General features: G+C 50.2%; 20 protein-coding genes. 18 read left to right on the top strand and 2 right to left on the bottom strand.

The window, feature by feature from the left end:
* Positions 1 to 138 precede the first annotated feature (138 nt).
* Positions 139 to 2,742 (top strand): sensor domain-containing protein, encoded by a 2,604-nt coding sequence (locus BW941_RS04930; protein ID WP_175607866.1) that lies wholly within the window; start codon positions 139 to 141, stop codon positions 2,740 to 2,742.
* A gap of 23 nt (positions 2,743 to 2,765) precedes the next feature.
* Positions 2,766 to 5,819, top strand: coding sequence for a chemotaxis protein CheB (locus BW941_RS04935; RefSeq protein WP_076514520.1), 3,054 nt, complete (start codon positions 2,766 to 2,768; stop codon positions 5,817 to 5,819).
* Positions 5,820 to 5,822: 3 nt separating this feature from the next.
* Here BW941_RS04935 and BW941_RS04940 read toward each other — a convergent pair whose 3' ends face one another.
* Positions 5,823 to 7,385: a PAS domain-containing sensor histidine kinase gene (locus BW941_RS04940; RefSeq protein WP_076514521.1), complete on the bottom strand. Its 1,563-nt coding sequence runs from the start codon at positions 7,383 to 7,385 to the stop codon at positions 5,823 to 5,825.
* A gap of 135 nt (positions 7,386 to 7,520) precedes the next feature.
* Between BW941_RS04940 and BW941_RS04945 the strand changes: the two genes are divergently transcribed.
* From BW941_RS04945 to ureG, 14 genes are all read left to right on the top strand, one after another.
* Positions 7,521 to 7,937, top strand: a complete 417-nt coding sequence (locus BW941_RS04945; protein WP_076514522.1) for a response regulator — start codon at positions 7,521 to 7,523, stop codon at positions 7,935 to 7,937.
* A 12-nt stretch (positions 7,938 to 7,949) separates the two neighbouring features.
* The gene (locus BW941_RS04950) at positions 7,950 to 8,216 is read left to right on the top strand and encodes a TIGR03643 family protein (protein ID WP_281251172.1); all 267 of its coding nucleotides are present in this window, start codon (positions 7,950 to 7,952) and stop codon (positions 8,214 to 8,216) included.
* Between the two features lie 27 nt (positions 8,217 to 8,243).
* Positions 8,244 to 9,071 (top strand): TlpA family protein disulfide reductase, encoded by an 828-nt coding sequence (locus tag BW941_RS04955; RefSeq protein WP_076514524.1) that lies wholly within the window; start codon positions 8,244 to 8,246, stop codon positions 9,069 to 9,071.
* Between the two features lie 87 nt (positions 9,072 to 9,158).
* Positions 9,159 to 9,440 (top strand): hypothetical protein, encoded by a 282-nt coding sequence (locus tag BW941_RS04960; RefSeq protein WP_076514525.1) that lies wholly within the window; start codon positions 9,159 to 9,161, stop codon positions 9,438 to 9,440.
* Complete coding sequence (locus BW941_RS04965; RefSeq protein WP_076514526.1) at positions 9,437 to 11,029, top strand: PepSY-associated TM helix domain-containing protein; 1,593 nt, start codon at positions 9,437 to 9,439, stop codon at positions 11,027 to 11,029. Before BW941_RS04960 ends, BW941_RS04965 begins: the two co-directional genes overlap by 4 nt.
* Entirely contained in the window at positions 11,026 to 11,367 is a 342-nt protein-coding gene (locus BW941_RS04970; RefSeq protein WP_076514527.1) for a DUF3325 domain-containing protein, read from the top strand. Before BW941_RS04965 ends, BW941_RS04970 begins: the two co-directional genes overlap by 4 nt.
* A 178-nt stretch (positions 11,368 to 11,545) precedes the next feature.
* Positions 11,546 to 12,346, top strand: coding sequence for an urease accessory protein UreD (locus BW941_RS04975; RefSeq protein WP_175607867.1), 801 nt, complete (start codon positions 11,546 to 11,548; stop codon positions 12,344 to 12,346).
* An 11-nt stretch (positions 12,347 to 12,357) separates the two neighbouring features.
* Positions 12,358 to 12,660, top strand: a complete 303-nt coding sequence (gene ureA, locus BW941_RS04980; protein ID WP_068437063.1) for an urease subunit gamma — start codon at positions 12,358 to 12,360, stop codon at positions 12,658 to 12,660.
* A 32-nt stretch (positions 12,661 to 12,692) separates the two neighbouring features.
* Entirely contained in the window at positions 12,693 to 12,998 is a 306-nt protein-coding gene (locus BW941_RS04985; RefSeq protein ID WP_068437061.1) for an urease subunit beta, read from the top strand.
* Positions 12,998 to 14,713 (top strand): urease subunit alpha, encoded by a 1,716-nt coding sequence (gene ureC, locus BW941_RS04990; protein WP_076514529.1) that lies wholly within the window; start codon positions 12,998 to 13,000, stop codon positions 14,711 to 14,713. The genes BW941_RS04985 and ureC overlap by 1 nt, the downstream gene beginning before the upstream one ends.
* 75 nt (positions 14,714 to 14,788) lie before the next feature.
* On the top strand, positions 14,789 to 15,310 hold the full coding sequence (gene ureE / locus BW941_RS04995; protein ID WP_076514530.1) for an urease accessory protein UreE: 522 nt from the start codon (positions 14,789 to 14,791) through the stop codon (positions 15,308 to 15,310).
* Positions 15,311 to 15,345: 35 nt separating this feature from the next.
* The gene (locus tag BW941_RS05000) at positions 15,346 to 15,573 is read left to right on the top strand and encodes a hypothetical protein (RefSeq protein ID WP_076514531.1); all 228 of its coding nucleotides are present in this window, start codon (positions 15,346 to 15,348) and stop codon (positions 15,571 to 15,573) included.
* 6 nt (positions 15,574 to 15,579) lie between these two features.
* Positions 15,580 to 16,266, top strand: a complete 687-nt coding sequence (locus BW941_RS05005; protein WP_076514532.1) for an urease accessory protein UreF — start codon at positions 15,580 to 15,582, stop codon at positions 16,264 to 16,266.
* 49 nt (positions 16,267 to 16,315) lie between these two features.
* Complete coding sequence (ureG, locus tag BW941_RS05010; RefSeq protein ID WP_076514533.1) at positions 16,316 to 16,957, top strand: urease accessory protein UreG; 642 nt, start codon at positions 16,316 to 16,318, stop codon at positions 16,955 to 16,957.
* Positions 16,958 to 16,963: 6 nt separating this feature from the next.
* Here ureG and BW941_RS05015 read toward each other — a convergent pair whose 3' ends face one another.
* The gene (locus tag BW941_RS05015) at positions 16,964 to 17,692 is read right to left on the bottom strand and encodes an NUDIX hydrolase (protein WP_076514534.1); all 729 of its coding nucleotides are present in this window, start codon (positions 17,690 to 17,692) and stop codon (positions 16,964 to 16,966) included.
* 129 nt (positions 17,693 to 17,821) lie between these two features.
* Between BW941_RS05015 and BW941_RS05020 the strand changes: the two genes are divergently transcribed.
* The gene (locus BW941_RS05020; RefSeq protein WP_076514535.1) at positions 17,822 to 18,886 is read left to right on the top strand and encodes a bifunctional nicotinamide-nucleotide adenylyltransferase/Nudix hydroxylase; all 1,065 of its coding nucleotides are present in this window, start codon (positions 17,822 to 17,824) and stop codon (positions 18,884 to 18,886) included.
* A 187-nt stretch (positions 18,887 to 19,073) separates the two neighbouring features.
* Positions 19,074 to 20,450, top strand: a complete 1,377-nt coding sequence (locus BW941_RS05025) for a nicotinate phosphoribosyltransferase (RefSeq protein ID WP_076514536.1) — start codon at positions 19,074 to 19,076, stop codon at positions 20,448 to 20,450.
* Positions 20,451 to 20,899: the final 449 nt, after the last annotated feature.

Raw genomic sequence — 20,899 nt, forward strand, 5'->3', positions numbered from 1 at the left:
CGGAGTTTAATGGCCTCTCTGGACATGTTGTCAGGGGCGTCTATAGTTCATGGGCCGGGTGCGAGCAACCCAGAAGGAATTTGATCCCCACCGAGTGAAAGGTGGCCAGCAGGGATAGTGCTATAAGGGATGACTAATGTGAACCGTAGAACTGACCATCAGTTGAGGCAATCCATCTCAAACCTAGAGAAGCTGCTGTTGAGCTCTCAGGGCGCTGATACTATTTTGTCTCGTTGCCTGCAGGAGCTGGGGCACTTGCTGAAAGCCGAATTTGGCTACGTCTATGAAGTGCAGCCGATGGAAGGGGGTGATGTTCACTGGGATCTTGCTGGCTATGGCAGCCTGGATACCAATTTTGAACTTGAACCGGCCATCACAACCGCCCGGACTATTCCTCACGCGTTGTTATTTCAGTTTCGGAGTGGACGCTTTATCGCATCCGATGATGGTCTTCCTGAGGGTCACCCGATGTTAAGTGGTGATCATCCCATTGATAACGTTTTATGTATTCCGCTCGCTGACGTGCGCAATTTATACGGAGTAGTGTATCTCTGTAACCTTCCCGAGAATCCAGAGAATCTGGTCACAGAGCGGCTAAGACCGTTCGTCACGGCTGCCTGCTGTCTATTGAGAATGAGCTGGTCCCAGACGTTGAAACAGAAATGCCCTGAACCTGTGGCCAAGTCGTCTGAAGTGTCGATGGAGAAGTTGTTTAATTCACTCTTTAATGGCGTAGTTCTGGTGGACGGACATGGCAAGGTTATTCGTTGTAATCGGGCGGCATCAGAGATTTTGCAGCTCCCGCGGGATCAGGTCAGCGGGCGCTCTGTAGAGGAGTTTTTTGATTACTCTGTCGTGAGTCTGGTCAATGGCACGGGTTTGTTAAAGGCCAGCGCGAAAAGTAAGGCTGCTCTTTCGGTGATCCGTGGTGTTACCGTTCGGTCGGCGAATGGATCGAAGAAACTGGCGGATTTACGTGTATTTCCGTGTGGGGTTTTTGGGAGCGACTGCCGTGGGATCGTTATTGATGATATTTCGGAGCAGATGCGATCGGCGTCTGAATTCCATGAAGCTCAGCAGCGCTTACGTGCCCTGACGACGCTTGCACCCGTTGGAATTCTGCAACTTAACCGAGCCTGGGAATGCACCTACGCCAATGATACCTGGTGTGATTTCGTTGGTATGACCTCAGATGAGGTTATGGGGGTGGGTTGGGTAAATGCGATACATCACCTTGATTGTGATCGTTTTCTGGACTGTGTGCGAAAAGAAGCGGCCGGCCATGGGCGTTATACGGGGGATATACGCTTTCAGACTCCCTTAGGCGATGTTCGCTGGGCGTCGGTCAGCGCTTGCATGCTCTACGACGAAACGGGTGGCATAGACGGCCTGTTGATGACCCAGAGTGATATCACAGACTACCTGCGAAAAGAACAACGACTGCGCGAAATTGCAGAACATGATCAGTTAACCGGCCTGACAAACCGCGCCAGCTTTCACGCGCGCCTGACCTCTGCGCTTGAAGAGTCCGAGCGCTATGGCCCCGTCGCCCTGATGTTTATCGACCTCGATAATTTTAAGCACATTAATGACACCCTTGGGCATGATGCGGGTGATGAGCTTCTTATTCAGGTTGCGCAGCGCCTGCGGGATCAGATCCGTAAAGTGGATACTATTTCGCGAGTGGGTGGTGATGAATTCACAGTGATTCTCACCCATCTGAGTAATCAGACTGCGGTGAAAATGGTTGCAGAAAAGTTACTCAAAGCGCTGGCGGAACCCTTTGCTCTGGGTGAGAAAAATGTCTATGTCACCTGCAGTATCGGGATCGCTGTGGTCGAAGAGATGACTGATCGCAAGCAGTTTCTGAAACATGCCGACATCGCTTTGTACAAGGCCAAAGAATCGGGTCGGAATCAGTACCGCTTCTATACGTCAGAACTGAATCGCGATGCTCACATGATGATGAACTTACGGCAAAGCGTGAAAGCGAGTGTCGAAGATGACTTCAGTATCGTTTTTCAGCCCTGGTTCAGTGCCCGTAGTGGTGGAATTATTGGCATCGAAGCTCTGACCCGGTGGAATACCGAAGTCGGTAATGACGTCAGCCCTTCTGTATTTATTAAACAGATTGAAGAGTCTGGTCTGATTATTGATTTTTCACGTTGGTTGTTTGGAGAGGTGTTCAGGCAGAGTCAACAGTGGCGCGTTCAGCTTGAACATGGTCTGAAGATATCGATCAACCTGTCAGAACGGCAGTTTCTTAATGACGAATTGACCGATGAAATCATACGTCTCGCCCATAAATACAACCTGGACCCTTCCTGGTTTGTTCTTGAAGTGAAAGAGAAAGCCTTGTTAGCGGACCCTGAAAGAGCCGCACGGGCTCTGGATAACCTTAATCGCCAGGGGTTCAGTATTCACCTTGATGATTTTGGCACAGGCTATTCTGCACTGATGCATCTACAGAATATGCCGATATGTTGCATCAAAATTGATCAGTCCTGCGTTAAGGATCTGATGGCTCTTGAAAGTAAGCGGCGCATTATGCGCGCTGTATTGAGCCTGGCTGAGTCACTGGAACTGGGGATTATTGCTGAAGGTGTTGAAGATAAAGACACCAGTGAATGGTTGCTTGAACACGGCTGCGTACTGCAGCAGGGCTTTTTATTCTCGCCACCGGTTGAGCCAGTTGAAATCTCAGGTATTCTAGATGAGCTGCCAGTGCAAGAACCTGATTAACTGAACCTCCCGGATGGACCCAGATGAGCAACTCCCCTGACGCTGTATCCCCAACTCATTATATCGGAATCGGCGCATCGGCCGGGGGGCTTGAGGCACTTCAGGATCTGTTTGCGAATACACCCTCAGACACAGGGGTGGCCTATATCGTCGTGCAGCATCTGTCGCCAGACTACAGAAGCATGGTCCCTGAATTACTGAGCCGCTACTCTGACATGCCTATTCAGCAGATCTCTGACACTACTGAGATTTACCCTGATCATATATATCTGATGCCACCGCGTAAGAATATGATGATCGCCGATGGTAAGCTGTTGTTGACGGATGCGGTGCCAGAGTCACCACCGCAGATGCCCATCGATTTCTTCTTTAAGTCACTCGCAAAGAATTATGGTCATCGTGCGGTAGGCATAGTTCTGTCGGGCACGGGGAGCGACGGCACGCGTGGCATTAAAGCGCTGAAAGAAGAAGGTGGCCTGGTTATTGTTCAGGAACCAGACTCCGCTAAATTCGATGGTATGCCGCGCAGCGCATTGAATACTGGCCTGGCTGACCTGATTCTACCGGCTAAAGAGATCGGTGAAAATCTGGTTCGCTTCTTTCAGCACCCCTATATCTCAGGTAGCCAGCCTCAGCGAAGTGAAGATGAGGAAGACAATCAGGTCTACTCGGATATTTTTAAACTTCTGAAGCGCCAGTCATCAATTAACTTTTCGCAATATAAAGCTTCTACCGTTGCCAGACGTATTGAGCGTCGTCTTGGGATTAACCAGCTTAATGGTCTTAATTCTTATCATCGACTATTGGTCGAATCACCTAAAGAGCTACAGATTCTGAGTAAAGAGCTGCTGATTGGTGTCACCCGATTTTTCCGTGATGAAGAGATTTTTGATTACATCAATGGACGGGTGATCCCTGATCTGGTCGCCAGTGCTATGGGGCGAGACCAATCCTTACGTATCTGGGTTGCGGGCTGCTCTACCGGCGAAGAAGCTTACAGTCTGGCAATCCTGTTCAGAGAATATATTGAGAAAGAAGAGCTCGATTGCAAAGTTAGTATTTTCGCAACAGATGTAGATTCCAACGCCATTGCAGAGGCCAGTACAGGCTTCTACTCAGAAGATATTCAGTTCGATGTGTCTGAAGATCGCCTCGAAAAATACTTCGAAGTTCGCCCCGGCGGTTTCCAGATTGTGCGCAGTATCCGTGAGTCAGTGATCTTTGCGACCCATAACATGCTTGAGGATCCTCCGTTTTCAAATATTGATCTGGTGACTTGTCGGAACGTACTGATCTACTTTCAGCAAGGGGCTCAGAAACGCGTACTGTCGTCGCTGTTTTTTGCACTTCGTTATAAAGGTTATCTGTGGCTTGGTCCCTCTGAAAGTATGGGCGACCTTAAGTCTCACTTTGATCAGGTCAGTGATCGCAATAAACTATTTCAGAAAATATCTAACCAACGTGTTCCTATCGGTAGCTCTCCTCCGGGCATTACTCTTCCAGGAAAATCTCCGGGTCAGGTTGCAATGCAGCCTTTTAATAATGTTGCTCGTGCAGCTAAGACTCTTTCTGGGTCGCTATCTCTGGTCCAGGACCGATTGTTAAAAGAGTTTGTACCAGCCTGTATTGTTCTTAACGATACTTTTGACGCGGTTCATGTCTACGGTGATGTTAGTCGTTTTGTACGCCCAATGGGTGCAGGAAAAGTCAGTAACAATATTAATGACATTATTCATGAAGACTTATCCGTTGCCGTATCTACGGCATTATATCGATGCGAAAAATGCCAGGAAGACATCTTCTATACCGACGTTATTCTGCATAACGATAACGGTGACGATTTTAACCTGAATCTCTCGGTGTTGATCGTTCGCTCGGGGGAGCGTGAATCACCTATGGCATCAACAAATTATGTGATCCAGTTTCAGGTTAATGAAAATGCCGGACGGGTTGTCCAGAAAACTGGTGTTTCTTTCGATGCACAGGAAAGTTCGCGTCAGCGCATCATGGACCTCGAAGCTGAGTTAGTTAAAAAACAGGAGCATCTGCAGGTCACCATTGAAGAGTTGGAAACCACGAATGAAGAGTTGCAGTCAGCGAACGAAGAATTGATGTCCGCGAATGAAGAGCTGCAAAGCACTAATGAAGAGCTGCAGTCAGTCAACGAAGAGCTTTATACCGTTAACAGTGAATACCAGGAAAAAATCACTCAGCTCACCGAATTGAATGATGATCTTGATAGTGTGATTAATGCGACGAATATCGGCATTGTTTTCCTTGATGAATCATTGTCTATCCGTAAATTCACATCGGTTGCGAACCAATATATTCATCTGATGGATAGTGATGTCGGTCGTCCTCTGCACCATATTTCGCATGATTTGAAGTACGATGAACTGATCAATGATGTCGCCTCAGTCAGCACGAACGGTGAGGCAATCGAACGGGCGGTTTATACCCGTTCAGATAGCGCCGTTCTGGTTCGTATTCTTCCTTATCGAAATTCAGGTGGCCGCATCAGTCGCGGTGTTGTTATGACGTTGACGAATATTTCGCGTCAACGTTTTGTTGAGGCTGCTCTTGAGCGCGCTCAGAGTCAGCTGCGTGATGTTGTTCTGGATGGCGGTGCTCCATTAATGATCGATAGTGACCGTGATGAACTTTCCATCTTGTTACTGGAGGACGATGAGGTCGATCAGCTCCGTATTCAAAGAATGCTGACCGATATCGGCGAGCGTAGTTACAGAATACAGGTGTGTGGTCAGATAGACGAAGCAGTTAAAGCCGCGAGCAGTTCAGAGTTCGATGTTTGCTTGCTGGATTATCGCTTACCGGGGGGAACTGCCAAAGATTTCCTCGAACGGGCGGGTGAGCATATTCAGGTGACGCCATGCATATTGATGTCGGGATATTCTGAAGACGATGTTGATCCATTTTTTCTTGAGCCTGGAGTCTTCGATTTCCTTAATAAAGATGAATTGACTACACAGCTGCTTGTAAGAAGTATTGATTACGCTATCGAACGGCGAAAAGTGCAGGCTTCTATTGAGGATATGAGCACGTCGAGCGATACCTGATCTTTATGAACAGGTATTTCCCAGGGGCCAGGTAAACGAAAATACGTTGTTGTATCTTATATTCGTAATGTCTTGGTCCGTAGGGGCGGGTCGGTAAGTCAGAGATCCTCCCATGCCATTGACGATCCTTTCTGCGATAGCCAGCCCCATGCCGCTGCCCTCGACCTGGTCCCGGGGACGTAAGGTCTGAAACATCTCAAAAATGCGCTGGCGATACTCCTCGGGTATCTGCGGGTTCTGATCCATTACCTCAATACTGACGCGACCATTTTCTTCAGCGGTTGTTACAAGTAAATGTTCTGAATTATCACCCCTATGCTTTATTGCATTACTTAACAGGTTCTGTAGCACCTGAGACAGTTTGACCGGCGACGGTACCTTCTGTGCTCTGATGCCGGTCATATTCAGTGTAAGAGTATCGTCAGGGCAAAGAGAGTCGAACATTTCGCGAATGAGTGAGTCAAAATCTACTTCTTCAATCGGGTCGTGGGTGTCAGAGCCAGACCGGGAGTAGGCGAGGATATCCTCAAGTAGGTGCTCCAGGCGAGCGACTCGTTTATTCATCATGTTGATATGATTTCTGACGGTTTCCGGTGGCTCCGGAAGATCTTCTTCTATCCAGGATGCAAGCTGGCGAATGCCACGTAAGGGGGCTTTAAGGTCGTGAGAGGCGACATAAGCGAATCGCTCGAGATCGCGGTTAGAGCGCTCAAGTTCCTGTTCCCTCAGCTTTTCTTCCGTGATGTCCCAGTTCGCACCTCGCATTCGCAGTGGCTCGCCAGCGTCGGTATAGAAGATCTCTGCGGCAGACTTGATGTAGCGCATGCTGCCATCACGGAGTGGCACTCGAATCTCTGTTTTGAAGTAGCGATCGCCATGGGTCGCAGCTAGCATACGCTGTTCGATGTCTCCGATATCATCGGGGTGGACCGCACGTCGCCAATCTTCGTAGGTTAGCGGCTGCTCGCGCTTTTCCAGCTGGTAGAGATCGATCATGGTGTCATCCCAGACAATCCCGTTGGTAGTCAGATCCCAGAGCCAGATGCCGATGCCAGCAGTTTCTAACACAACCTTGTTGGTTTCACTGACGTCTTCGAGACTGGCCTCAAGTTCCTTACCAACGGCAACCAGCTGTTCCCGAGCCTGCATCAGCTCAGTCAGATCAGTATGAGCGCCAAGCATACGTGCTGGTTCGTTGTTGTCGTCGCGGATGATCAGCCCGCGACAGCGTATCCAGACGGTGTGACCATCCTTGTGGCGGTACCTGACGACCTGATCGTAGGGATGGTTTGGATCGGCTTTGTGCTTCTCAAAATTGTCCAGAACGCCAGGCAGATCGTCAGGAAAGATGTTTGCTTGCCACCAGGCGGAGGTATGCGGGATTTCGTCGTTTTTATAACCAAAGACTTTTTTAAACTGCGGGCTAAGCCATTCGTGCTCCGGGTCGGTCAGATCCCAGTACCAGAGGCCATCCGTAGCGCCCAGTTCGAACCAGTCGAACAGGTCTGCATCTTCTCTCAGTTTATTTGAGAGCTCTGTATAGAGGTAATGGGTTTCCTTTGGCATGGCGACTCCCTGTAGCTTCTTCCTGTGAACTCTTTTATCAGGTGACTCTTATCTCATGTGAGTCAGGCGCTGGCTTCTTGTAGTTTTACGCGGTGGTAAGCTATTGTGGTGTAGTACTCTGAGGGTGACAACCGGATGTCTGAGATAGATGAAATTTTTCTGGTCGATGACGACGACGTTGACGTTATGGCGATACGCCGCGCGCTGCTGCGTATCAGTAATCCGCCAAAGCTCATCGTTGCGAACGATGGTGAAGAGGCGCTCAACATTCTTAGCGAAGGTCGTTTGAGTCTGTCAGCCGTCATTGTGCTGGATATCAATATGCCGCGCATATCGGGATTTGAGCTTCTGAAGAAGCTCCGTTGCAATGATGAGCTGAGGTCCTATCGGGACCTGCCTGTCTGGGTAATGACGACATCGGAGGCCGATCGCGATCTGGAACGCGCCGATGAGTATGGTGTGGCTGGTTACATCCGTAAGACGTTTCAGAGCTCGGATGTGAATATGATTCTGCATCGAATATTGGGTGAGGGATCAGCAGGTGCAGGCTGAGAGGTAATGCGAGTGACAGGTTCAGATCCCCATTTTTCCACAGAAGATTTATCACGAATCATTGAGATGGCCTGGGAAGACCGAACACCTTTTGAGGCAATTGAAGCACTTTTCGGGTTGCCTGAAAAAGAGGTTATTACTCTTATGCGCAGAGAGATGAAACCCTCATCTTTCCGCATGTGGCGCAAGCGAGTAAGTGGCCGGGCCACCAAGCACCTTGCATTGCGGCCGACAGGTATCGACCGGGCGTACTGCCCGACTCAATACAAGCATCGCTGACAGATATGCGCGGCGTAGAGTAGTAGTTTGAATAGTCTTTCAATCTTTGGTGCCAGCTTCCCTCTGATTCCTTTCCTCGGGCTGAGCGCATTATTGCTGATGGCCGTTGTGAATCGTGTTTTGCCTTCCGGCGTCCCTGGTCTGGTTGATCGCATTATCTCAAGGGTGTTTATCGCACTGGTGATTTCGCGCATGGTATTCGTGGTCCAATACCGTGATCAGTACTTTGCCGTAGAAGCCCCCGCATTCGCCATTGTTGATATCCGTGACCGAGGATTTGAACCTGTCGCATTTGTCGTTGTGATAGCACTGGGTCTCGGCCATATGCTGTTGAGAGAAGTGGCCTGGCGCAAGCCACTGACCGTAATGGTGGCGATCGCTCTGCTATGGATGGGCGCAGGATTCAGCTTGTTTAAATTTACTCATAGCTCGCCAGAAATGTGGCCGGAATACAGTTTCAAAGATCTGACGGGTAAGTCTCTACCGCTCAGATCTGATGTTACCAATGTCACGGTTGTGAATCTGTGGGCGACCTGGTGTCCGACGTGCAGGGCTGAGATGGAAGTGTTTGAACAAGCCCAGCAAGCCTACCCACAGGTGCGTTTTGTTATGCTCAACCAGGGCGAGAGTAGGGCGGACGTTCTTCGTTTTATAGAGAGTAAGGGCTACCAGTTCGATAATTTGTGGTTAGACCCTCAGTCCCAAATGGGGCGATGGTTGGGGCAAAGTGCACTGCCCGTTACCCTGGTTTTCGACCGGCGCGGTGCGCTGATCTCGGGACATATGGGAGCAACTTCAGGAGCGGTTATTGCGCAGCTGCTTTCTATCGGTCTGAACAGCGAGCCCGTAAAGTAGTGTCATTCTCGCAATGCACACATTGAAGATGATAAGTATTATCATTAATATCCGCCTCCTTGTGATCTGCTCTGACAAGGGGCCTCCATGTTTTCTCTCTCCGAACCTTGGTTTCTGACCGCCCGCATACTCGCCGCCACCGTCGGTGGATACCTGTTATCAATGGTGATATGCCTCCTGCTACTGATGCTGACTGGTGTTGATGGGCGTGATGCACGCATGCTCACTGGCATGGTTTTCTTTGTTTCCTACCTCGTGATCGTGGTGATTCTTTTTTCAGTATCGACTCATCGTCGGGCAATACTTCTGGCGCTTGCCAGCAATAGTGCGCTCTGGACTCTCTGGTACTTTATGGGAGGCCAATTATGAAAGGTGGGTTTCGCAAGTCGATGACCTGGCTCCATACATGGAGCAGCCTGGTTGTTATCTGGGTGTTATTTGCGATATTCCTGACTGGCACACTGTCTTTCTTCCGAGCGGAGATTACCCATTGGATGACCCCGGAGCATCATATATCTGCTCGGGCTGAAAGCCCTGTGCTTATGGCAACCAGTTATCTTCAGTCGGTCGCGCCCTTTGGTGAAAGTTGGCAAATCAGCCTGCCAGACTCCCGCAGCCCTGTGCTTGGTGTGAACTGGCTGGCGGAAGGTGAAGAAAGGCAGCGTCGGCGGGGTGCCCGGGCTGTTATCGATCCCGTGAGTGGAACAGCGATAGAAGATGCCCGTGAAACCGCGGGGGGTAATTTCCTATACCGCTTCCATTTTGAACTCTACGGCATCCCACGAAGTGTGGGGCGATGGATAGTAGGTATTGCGTCCATGTTGATGTTTATTGCCATCATCAGCGGCGTCATCATACACCGTAAAATCTTTGCTGATTTCTTCAGTTTTCGTCCGGGAAAGAAGACGGCATCCTGGGTCGATGCCCACGTACTTGGCAGTGTGTTGGCGCTTCCTTTTCACATCATGATCACTTTCACCGGGCTTTTTCTGTTGGCTGGCACACTTCTCTTCTGGCAGGGAGGAAATGAGCGCGGCGGGCAGCAGGGGCAGAACGCGAACAGAGGGCATGCAAGCGAGGAGCAGCGAGAAGAAAGGGCGCAGGCTGAGAAGCCTTCCTCTCAGCGCGAGATTGTTTCTCTTAATATGAATGCCATTTATCTGGAGGCTGAAAGCTTACTTGGGCAGCCGATCTCAGATATCACGATTTCAAAACCCATGACCCATGAGGCGGAAGTCACCTTTCGAGGCTCAGAAAAAAGTAGCCTGAGTCACTTCAGGGGAGGTACTCCCGAAGTCACCTACAACGTAAAGGGTGAGTTGATCAAAGAGAACTTCCCTGCGGGTGCTGAAGGCCCAATTGCGACTACCTATGGTGTTTTACGCTCTCTTCATGAAGGCCATTTTGCTGATGTTCTGACACGCTGGTTGCTGTTTTTCTCTGGTGTGCTTGGCACCGTTATGGTGGGAAGTGGCGCTCTGTTGTGGAGCCAGAAGCGGGAGCGTCAGCAAGTCGGTAAGCCGGGCTACGAAGTAGTCAGTGCCCTGAATCTCGCAGGTATTGCCGGGCTTTTCGTTGCTCTGGGTGCTTACTTCTGGGCCAATCGCCTGGTACCAGCTGGCATTGATGGGCGCGCTGATTGGGAAATCATTATCTTCTTCTGCAGCTGGCTTGCCTGCATTTTACATTCAGTCCTTCTGCGTCAGAGACATGGGTGGCTATTGCAGTTAGCGGCAGCTGGCCTGATGTTTCTCCTGTTGCCTGCTCTTGATGCATTAACGTCTCCGGTGGGATTGGTCGCAGCTACGACCGCAGGTGATTGGGTACGACTGAGTTTCGATTTTGTCTCACTTCTGACCGCAGCTGGTCTTTGGGCTGCTGCGTATTTTGTACTTTCAAAAGGGCGCAAATCACGAGCCCGACGAAATTCAGTATCCAACAAAAAGGGGAAGGTATGACGCTTCTTGCTTTGCTTCTGATTATTCTTGGCTTTATCCATTTCTCAGCGTCGACCCGTGCTTCCTTCAAGGTGTTCTTCGGACGAGGTCGCCCACAGACAGATTTACGTAACTGGTTACATATTGTCGGTTATCTGTATCTCATTGCGGCACTTCTACCCTGTCTGGCCGGTTGGAATTTTCAAATGGCGATTGTGGTTTGGCTGGGGCTGCTTCACGTGGGGGCGGTTGGTGTGACTCTGATGCTGACGTATTCTCCGGGGCTTGTGCGCCGTCTTTGGTTGTGGGGTTGTCTTGGTAGGCTCGGCAAGCCGTTTCTTCCTAAGGCGTCGAATTAATAGCGCCAGCGTTATCCTCAGAGAAGCCCGGAATGATCCGGGCTTCTCTTTTTGGTGCATCTGGCCTGTATCTTGCTCTGTTAGTGCACAATAAAGTGAATACAATCGTGGATACATAATTCAGACCATGTTGCAGGCTGTAAAAAACGTTCGACCCGGATGGCAAGCCGAGATGAATATGCGCCTTGAAAAGCGAGGCGAGCGAACCGTGATGGCTGGTCTGACGCACCGAGGCCCCCTCCGCGTGCAGCGCCCCTTCTACCCTGAGGGCGAAACCAGTCACATTTATCTTCTGCATCCACCGGGCGGCGTTGTGGGCGGAGATGGCTTATCGATTGATATTGAATGCTGTCAGAACGCTCATGGTTTGTTTACTACGCCGGGAGCTACCAAGTTCTATCTTAGTGCAGGCGCGACCGCTGATGTGACACAGATGCTTCATATTGGTGCAGGCTGTGCACTGGAATGGTTCCCTCAGGAGAGCATTTTCTTTACCGGCGCTAAGGTAAAAGCAAAAACTCAGATCGACCTTGAAGACGACGCTCACTTCATGGGCTGGGAAATCAGCTGCTTCGGTCGGCCGGTTAATAAAGAACGCTTTCTGCATGGCAAGGTGCACTCGAAGTTTTTTGTCCGACGCAACGGACGTCCATTGTTGAGTGACCACCTGTTGGTCTCTGATCCTAAGCATCTCAGTGCGGCGGCAGGGTTGCGTGACTATCCGATGCAGGGGCTGTTTGTGGCGACTGGTGGTACTGAAGAGTTACTGGAGGCGTGCCGTGATGTTCTGGCTGAGGCGCAGACAAAACTTACAAATTCACTTCCTGCTGGGCTGACCCTGCTGGATGATCTGATTGTTCTGAGAGTGCTGGGCATCAGCACTGAAAAAATGCAGTCGTTAATGATTCCGGTGTGGCAACTGCTGCGCCAGAAAGTATTGAATAAAGGGGCGGAAATTCCGCGAATCTGGAATACCTGACAGGCAGACTTATGGAACTGACACCAAGAGAGAAAGACAAGTTACTTATTTTTACCGCTGCTCTGTTAGCCGAGCGTCGTATGGCTCGGGGAGTAAAACTGAATTATCCGGAAGCCGTCGCCTTTATTACTGCAGCGATTATGGAAGGCGCTCGTGATGGTCGGACTGTCTCTGAATTAATGGGGCATGGCCGGACTCTCCTTACCCGCGATGACGTGATGGAAGGTGTGCCAGAAATGATTCACGAAGTGCAGGTTGAAGCCACTTTCCCGGACGGTACTAAGTTAGTCACAGTTCATAACCCTATTGTCTGATCACGGCAGTTTAACGGATTGAGGAGCACGCAATGATACCTGGTGAAGTTAAGGCTGCAGAAGGCAGTATCACACTCAATGAAGGTCGTCAGACGTTAGAAATAGAAGTGGCGAATACAGGCGATCGCCCTATTCAGGTTGGATCTCACTATCACTTTTACGAAGTGAATAATTCACTGACGTTTGATCGTGAAAAGACCCGCGGATACCGACTCAATATTCCTGCCGGAACTGCAGTACGCATTGAGCCGGGACAAACACGTACTGTGGAACTAGTTGAGTATACCGGTGCACGGAAAGTGTATGGATTCCAGGGCAAAGTGATGGGAGACCTGTAATGACTGACAGCAATAAAACGATTTCGCGTCAGGCCTATGCCGATATGTTCGGGCCCACAAAGGGCGATAAAGTGCGCCTTGCGGATACTGAACTCTGGATTGAAGTTGAGAACGACTATACGACGTACGGCGATGAAGTAAAATTCGGCGGTGGTAAAGTAATCCGTGACGGCATGGGGCAATCACAAAGCACCTCAGAAAAAGTCATGGATTGTGTCATGACGAATGCTCTGGTCATCGATTACACCGGAATTTATAAGGCAGACATCGGTATTAAAGGTGGGCGTATTGCCGCCATTGGTAAAGCCGGTAATCCAGATGTTCAGCCGGACGTCACCATTGAAGTTGGTCCGGGTACCGACGTGATTGCCGCAGAAGGTAAGATCGTCACGGCGGGTGGTATCGACTCTCATATTCACTTTATTTGCCCACAGCAGATCGAAGAAGCACTGGCATCCGGTGTCACGACCATGCTGGGAGGTGGCACAGGCCCGACAACAGGCACCAACGCAACAACGGTAACGCCGGGCCCCTGGAATATGGCGCGCATGCTTGAAGCTGCTGACGAATTTCCGATGAACCTTGGTTTTCTGGGTAAGGGTAATGCCAGTCAACCGGAAGGTCTGCGCGAGCAGATCGCAGCGGGAGCCATTGGTCTTAAATTGCACGAAGATTGGGGAACAACGCCAGCATCCATTGACTGTGCACTTACGGTGGCAGAAGAAACCGACACCCAGATCGCGATTCACACCGACACCCTGAACGAGTCGGGCTTTGTTGAAGACACCATTGCTGCATTTAAAGGCCGTACCATTCACACCTACCACACTGAGGGTGCGGGTGGTGGTCACGCGCCGGACATTATTAAGGCCGCCGGGCTGTCTAATGTGTTGCCGTCGTCAACCAACCCGACGCGCCCGTATACTGTAAATACAGCAGACGAACACCTCGATATGCTGATGGTGTGTCACCACCTTGATCCAAGCATTCCAGAAGACGTTGCCTTTGCTGAGTCACGTATTCGTGTTGAAACCATTGCTGCGGAAGATATTCTTCACGACCTGGGCGCATTCTCGATGATTTCGTCAGACTCTCAGGCGATGGGGCGTGTTGGCGAAGTGGTGACCCGTACCTGGCAGACCGCGCACAAAATGAAAGTACAGCGTGGTAATCTCCCTGAAGACCCGGAAACTCATGATAACTTCCGGGTAAAACGTTACATCGCGAAGTACACCATTAACCCTGCCATTGCCCACGGTATGTCGCACGAAATCGGTTCCGTCGAAGTCGGAAAACTTGCTGACCTGGTGATCTGGAGCCCGGCATTCTTTGGTGTTAAACCCGACCTGATTTTAAAAGGCGGGTTTATTGCGATGGCGAAAATGGGTGACCCGAATGCTTCAATCCCTACGCCACAGCCTGTCCACTACCGTCCGATGTTTGGTAGTTATGGTAAAACCCGTAACGCAACCAGCATGACCTTTATTTCTCAGGCGGCGCTGGATGCCGGTGTGCCGGAGAAGCTGGGTCTGAAAAATCTGATTGGTGTGGTGAAAGGCTGCCGTACTGCAACCAAGGCGAGCATGGTTCTGAATGACTGGCAGCCCGATATTTCGGTCGACCCTCAGACATACGAAGTACGTGCAGACGGTGAGTTGCTGACCTGTGAACCTGCGGAAGTATTGCCGATGGCGCAGAGATATTTTTTATTTTGAGTACAGGCGCAGCCGTTTTGTTTTAACTACAGGCGCAGCCGCTTTTTAAAAAGCTTTTCTAAATTGAAGAAAAACATGATTGAACTGATTAAAAAATTAACGAAAGATGAAATGCAGAGCACAGACCTTTCTGCCAGTATCGAGCTGAGTCTGCCGATTGATCTACGCATTAAGAGTCGTCAGCGCGTGAGTTTGTCGGATGGCCAGGAAGCAGGCCTGTTTCTGGAACGCGGTACTCTGTTGCGTGGTGGTGACATCATTACTGATGGGCAGGGCACCTTGGTACGAGTAGTGGCTGCCGATGAAACAGTATCCACCGTTCGCTGTGCAGATCCTCTGTTACTGGCAAAAATCGCCTATCACCTGGGCAACCGTCACGTCCCTCTTCAGATCGAGTCTGGCTGGTTGCGCTTTCAGCATGATCATGTCCTTGAAGATATGGTGCGTCAGCTACCGGGTGCCGCTGATGTGGCTGAAGTTGTCTGTGAGCAGGCGCCTTTTGAACCTGAGTCGGGCGCCTATCAGCAGGGCGGTGGTCACCACCACCATGGACACGACCATGATGACCATTCACATACACATAGCCACTCGCACTGAAGGCGAGTGGTTGAAATATCGATTGGAGATTTGAAATGAAAAAATTAATGGCAGGCCTCGTAGCCTCTGTAGTGTCTACTGTCGCGTTCGCGCATGAAGGCGATCACTCCGGCGAATCTTTGGGTGGTCTGGTGCATCACTCTTTATTTGATGCCGACCACCTGTTGATGTTGCTTGGCGCTGTACTGGTCATCGGTAGCGGTGTGGCAATGTTTGTACGCAGCCAGAAAGCGCGTGCCAATGCTGAAAAAGCAGACAAGTAATACGCTATGTCCGCAGCCTACTTTCGCTTGCAGCAACTGATCAGTCCGTCATTGCCTATTGGTGCATTCACCTATTCGCAGGGGATGGAGTGGGCGGTAGAGAGCGGCTGGATTAAAGATGCAGAAAGCTTGTATGCGTGGTTGGACTCTGTGCTCAGTGGCACCATGGTGACGATGGAATTACCCCTGCTTATGAGGATCGCAGACTGCATTGAATATAAAGATGCGCAGGGTTGCCATGACTGGTCGGCTTATCTTCTTTCCTGTCGGGAAACCAGTGAATTGCGCGCGGAAGAACAGCAGCGGGGGCAGGCATTTTCTGCTCTGCTGGATAAGCTGCCTGAAGCCGCTGTCTGGCCAGAGTTAAGTGACCCGGTCTGGCGCGGTGCAATGGATATCAGTCAGCTCTCAGGCTTCGCACTCGCTTGCCACAAGTGGAATATATCCCGTGAAGATATGCTCAGAGGGTACCTCTGGAGCTGGCTTGAGAATATGGTTATCGGAGCCGTTAAGTTGATCCCACTCGGGCAGAGTGATGGGCAGCGTGTTCTGTTTCGCTTTACGGATTATCTGAGCACGGCCTGTGAAGAGGCGTTCGATGTTGAGGATGATGACATCGGGGCGTCATCACCAGCGCAAGCGATCGCCAGCAGTCTGCATGAAACACAATATTGTCGTTTGTTCCGCTCATAAGAATAGCGGGAAAACCAGAATTAAAGAATTGATAAAACAGGAACTAAAAATGGCTGATTACAAATCTCCACTCCGTGTTGGTATTGGCGGCCCGGTGGGCTCAGGAAAAACTGCACTGTTAGAACAGCTCTGTAAAGCCATGCGCGACGATTATCATATTGCCGTGGTAACCAACGATATTTACACCAAAGAAGACCAGCGCATTCTGACCCAGGCTGAAGCGTTGGAGCCTGAGCGCATCGTAGGTGTTGAAACCGGTGGCTGCCCTCATACGGCTATCCGTGAAGACGCATCGATGAACCTCGCAGCGGTAGAAGCGCTGGCAAAGAAATTTGGTAATCTGGATGTCGTGTTTGTTGAAAGTGGCGGTGACAACCTCTCTGCAACCTTCAGCCCGGAACTGGCGGATCTTACTATCTATGTGATCGACGTAGCTTCCGGCGAAAAGATCCCGCGTAAAGGCGGCCCGGGCATTACCAAGTCCGACCTGCTGGTGATTAATAAAATCGACCTGGCTGAGCTGGTGGGTGCGAATCTTGAGATCATGGACTCCGATACTAAGCGTATGCGTGGCGAGAAGCCTTACGTGTTCTCAAACCTGCGTACTGACATCGAAGGACTTAACGACATCATTAGCTTTATTACCCGCGAGGGGATGCTGAAGAGTCATGCGGAGAAGATGGCCGGTTAATTGTCTTCAGTCTCCAAATACGCGAACAAACAGATGGTTCTCTGAGCCATCTGCGGGTTCGTAAAGTGTTGCAGGGCGACCTTTTCCACCCTCAGGTACACCTTCCCCTACTTCTTTGAGTAGGTCAGCATTCAAAATTCTTCGTCGGAAGGATTTCTTCTCAAGCTGGGTATCCATAAGTAATTCAAATGCCTTTTGCAGTTGGGTCAGTGAAAAAGGGCGCTTGAGTACGTGCATTGGAAGTACGGTGTAAGCTGTTTTACTCTTAAGGCGTTCACGCGCAAAATAGAGTAGTTCTTTGTGATCAAAAGCTAGCTTTAGCTGATCAGTCTCGTCGATTGGTACCCAGCGGGCTTCATTAACAGCTTCAATAAATGCAGATGTCGGGGCGTATGGAATTAACGCCATATAGAGTGTAGTAATACTCCAGTGTCTGGGATCGCGTTTAGCGTTACCAACCGTGGTTACCTGTTCCAGCAGCGGGGCATTTACTCCTGTTTTCGAAACCAGCTTCCGGCGGGCTGTTGCGTTAATGTCGCTATCTTTTTTCAGGTCAACAAAACCACCCGGCAGTGCCCAATAGTCTTTGTAAGGGTATTCGTTGCGCTCCACCATAAGCACTTTCAGTTGGCCCTCATGGAGGGTGAAAATAGCTATATCGACCGAGTAAATTGGGGTATCGAAATCTTTCGGGTTATAGCTGTCGAGGAATGACTGCTCGGATGATTTGGACATGAGAGTGACTTGACAATAGTGGCGATTAGCCAATAATACAGCGCTATCCACGAGAAGATCAATTTAGATGGTGGATTCATTTGCCGGATAGACCGGCAGTAAGATTATCAACGGCAAGGAGCTTGCTGTATGTCCATTGACAAAGAATTCGATTTTGCGGTCTTTATTGGCCGCTTTCAGCCCTTCCATGAGGGGCACTTACAGGTCATCCAGTCCGGATTAGAACAGGCTAATAAGCTGATCGTGTTGATTGGCTCGTCCTGGCAGGCACGGAATCCGCGTAACCCCTGGTTGCACAGTGAGCGAGAACACATGATTCGTGCCTGCTTGTCAGACGATGAGAACCAGCGCCTGATCTGTGTTCCTCTGATGGATGTACCGTACAACGATGAAGTCTGGGTGCGTAATGTGCAGACCACAGTTTCAGGGTTGGTAACCGCTCACTATTCGACGCCTCATAAGCCTGCAAAGATCGCGCTTATCGGCCATAAGAAAGATCAGACGGGCTTTTATCTCAGTTTATTCCCGCAGTGGCAGAGCATTGGTGTGGATAACTATCGAAGCATCAGCGCAACCCCTATCCGCGAAGCATTCTTTTCTCAGGGGAAAGAGCAGGAATTGGGTGCGATGATCAGTGACGGGTTGCTGCCAGCCCCTGTGGTCAGTTGGTTGGATGAGTTCAGCCGCTCCTCGCCAGGCTACACGCAGATCTGTGAGGAAATAGCCTTCGTTCGCAAGTATAAAACGGCCTGGGAGGCAGCCCCTTACGCCCCTACCTTTGTAACTGTGGATGCCGTACTGGTGCAGTCCGGGCATATTCTTCTGGTTGAGCGACGTGCGAATCCGGGCAAAGGCTTGTGGGCACTGCCAGGTGGATTTGTTGATCCGCATGAGCGCTTGCTGGATGCTTGCCTGCGAGAGTTGCGTGAAGAAACGCGTCTTAAAGTTCCTGCGCCAGTGTTGAAAGGCTCTATCCGTAAGCAGGCGGTGTTTGATGATCCTTACCGTTCTGCGCGCGGACGCACTATTACCCACGCCTTCTACATCGAGCTAGAGCCCAGTGCATCGCTACCGAAAGTGAAGGGCAGTGATGATGCCCGTCAGGCCCGCTGGGTGCCTCTGGGAGACCTGAAACCTCAGGATATGTTTGAAGATCATTATTTTGTGATTCAGGACATGCTGGGTACTGGCTAAACACTGCTTCGGCACTGCCAACGCGGGGTTGTGAAAAGATCCGGAAACGTTTTCGGATTTTTTTGTTGACAATATAGTGGCTGTGCGCCACTATATTTTCATCGGCAGCGGGAACCGCTACCTGACAAAGAACAACAACACTGGATAGACCGGCGTTGTTTCATAAAACGACTGGAGGAGCTCCGTCATGAAAAACCTGATTCTGAATACCGATTCTTACAAGGCCTCTCACTTCGCTCAGTACCCACAGGGTGCCGAGTTTGTTTCCAGCTATATCGAGTCCCGTGGTGGCGTATATAGCGAGACTCTCTTCTTCGGCCTGCAGGCGTTTATTAAAGAATATTTAGCCACGCCATTTACCGACGCAGATATTGATGAGGCTGACGCTATCTTTACTGCACACGGTGTTCCGTTTAACCGCGCTGGCTGGGAATACATCCTGAAGACGTATGACGGTTACCTGCCGCTCGAAATTCAGGCGGTCAGAGAAGGCACTATGTTGCCAACCGGTAACGTCATGGTTCAGGTAATCAACACAGACCCTGAATGTGCCTGGTTGACCAGCTATATCGAGACAGCGCTGCTCCGCGCTGTCTGGTACCCAACAACGGTTGCCACGGTATCTAAAGAATGCCGAAACATTATTGCCCGTTACATGGACGAGACCGCCGGCAATACTGATGGTATTGAATTTAAACTGCATGACTTTGGCGCCCGCGGAGCGAGCTCTGAAGAAACAGCAGCGTTGGGTGGCGCTGCACACTTAGTTAACTTCTCGGGTACCGACACGCTTTCTGGGATCATCGCAGCACGTCGCTCGTATGGAGCAGATATGCCGGGTTTTTCGATACCTGCGGCGGAGCACAGCACTATCACGAGCTGGGGCAAAGACGGCGAATCCGACGCGTACGCCAACATGATCGCGCAGTTCGGCGGCGAAGGGCGCTTAGTCGCCGTCGTTAGCGACTCCTACGATATCTGGAATGCCATCGACAATATCTGGGGTGGCGAGTTGAAAGATCAAGTTGAAACCATGGGAGGTACCCTGGTGGTGCGCCCTGACTCTGGTGAGCCGGTGGAGATTGTTCCTGAAGCCATTGAGCGTCTAATGGTGAAGTTCGGTTGTCGAGTTAATGCGATGGGATACCGGGTATTACCAGATTGCATTCGCTTGATTCAGGGCGATGGTGTCAATGCGGCATCAATCGAGGCAATTCTTGAAGCACTCAAATTACGAAAAATCAGCGCCGAAAATATCGCTTTTGGTATGGGGGGAGAGTTGCTTCAGAAAGTAAATCGGGACACTCAGAAGTTTGCCATGAAGGCATCAGCGATCAGCATCAATGGCCAGTGGCGAGATGTATACAAAGATCCGATTACTGATCCCGGCAAACGCTCGAAACGAGGTCGCCTTGCCTTAATTCGTGATAACGAAGGTTTTCGTACTGTTCGTGAGTCTGATCTCGGTGACCGGACTAATGAGTTAGTCACCGTTTATCGTAACGGTGACACGCTCAATCAGGTCTCATTTGATGAAGTCCGCGCACGTGCAGCGCAGCAATAAACAGTAAAGGAGTGCTGATGATGTTGAATATCCGATGTTACAAAGCAGAACCAACGACTTATGTTTTTCGCTATCGAAAAGGTGCAATAAAACAACAAGGGCGGGAGGGTGTTCTCAGATGGCATAGTGCCAGTTTAATGCAGGGATCTATGTGATTATTCGACTTGCGAAACAGCAGGGTTATTTAGTTTCGCAATGAAAAAAGGAAGCTGGAATGAGGGTAACTAATGTCACAACAAGAAAATAATCGCGCATCAGTATCGCGTGTAAAGAACTTGGTCGATCAGGGTTTATGGTTCCCTGACTCCGAGTATTCAGTTAATGACGATAATAAGAAAATTAAACTTTCCGACATAACAAGCGACTGTGGTTCAACCGTAGCTAAATAATTATTCATAAGACCACTCCTGACCATTCCGGATCATCGCATTCAGGATGGTCAAAAACTT

This window comes from Thalassolituus maritimus (assembly GCF_900156675.1).
In the GTDB taxonomy this organism is placed as follows: Bacteria; Pseudomonadota; Gammaproteobacteria; order Pseudomonadales; family Oceanobacteraceae; genus Thalassolituus; species Thalassolituus maritimus.

Bases quoted from the DNA above. Each gene is read 5' to 3' on its own strand.
- BW941_RS04935 (WP_076514520.1), top strand. From the start codon at position 2,766: ATGAGCAACTCCCCTGACGCTGTATCCCCAACTCATTATATCGGAATC.
- BW941_RS04940 (WP_076514521.1), bottom strand. From the start codon at position 7,385: ATGCCAAAGGAAACCCATTACCTCTATACAGAGCTCTCAAATAAACTG.
- BW941_RS04945 (WP_076514522.1), top strand. From the start codon at position 7,521: ATGTCTGAGATAGATGAAATTTTTCTGGTCGATGACGACGACGTTGAC.
- BW941_RS04960 (WP_076514525.1), top strand. From the start codon at position 9,159: ATGTTTTCTCTCTCCGAACCTTGGTTTCTGACCGCCCGCATACTCGCC.
- BW941_RS04965 (WP_076514526.1), top strand. From the start codon at position 9,437: ATGAAAGGTGGGTTTCGCAAGTCGATGACCTGGCTCCATACATGGAGC.
- BW941_RS04970 (WP_076514527.1), top strand. From the start codon at position 11,026: ATGACGCTTCTTGCTTTGCTTCTGATTATTCTTGGCTTTATCCATTTC.
- BW941_RS04975 (WP_175607867.1), top strand. From the start codon at position 11,546: ATGCGCCTTGAAAAGCGAGGCGAGCGAACCGTGATGGCTGGTCTGACG.
- ureA (WP_068437063.1), top strand. From the start codon at position 12,358: ATGGAACTGACACCAAGAGAGAAAGACAAGTTACTTATTTTTACCGCT.
- BW941_RS04985 (WP_068437061.1), top strand. From the start codon at position 12,693: ATGATACCTGGTGAAGTTAAGGCTGCAGAAGGCAGTATCACACTCAAT.
- ureC (WP_076514529.1), top strand. From the start codon at position 12,998: ATGACTGACAGCAATAAAACGATTTCGCGTCAGGCCTATGCCGATATG.
- ureE (WP_076514530.1), top strand. From the start codon at position 14,789: ATGATTGAACTGATTAAAAAATTAACGAAAGATGAAATGCAGAGCACA.
- BW941_RS05000 (WP_076514531.1), top strand. From the start codon at position 15,346: ATGAAAAAATTAATGGCAGGCCTCGTAGCCTCTGTAGTGTCTACTGTC.
- BW941_RS05005 (WP_076514532.1), top strand. From the start codon at position 15,580: ATGTCCGCAGCCTACTTTCGCTTGCAGCAACTGATCAGTCCGTCATTG.
- ureG (WP_076514533.1), top strand. From the start codon at position 16,316: ATGGCTGATTACAAATCTCCACTCCGTGTTGGTATTGGCGGCCCGGTG.
- BW941_RS05015 (WP_076514534.1), bottom strand. From the start codon at position 17,692: ATGTCCAAATCATCCGAGCAGTCATTCCTCGACAGCTATAACCCGAAA.
- BW941_RS05020 (WP_076514535.1), top strand. From the start codon at position 17,822: ATGTCCATTGACAAAGAATTCGATTTTGCGGTCTTTATTGGCCGCTTT.
- BW941_RS05025 (WP_076514536.1), top strand. From the start codon at position 19,074: ATGAAAAACCTGATTCTGAATACCGATTCTTACAAGGCCTCTCACTTC.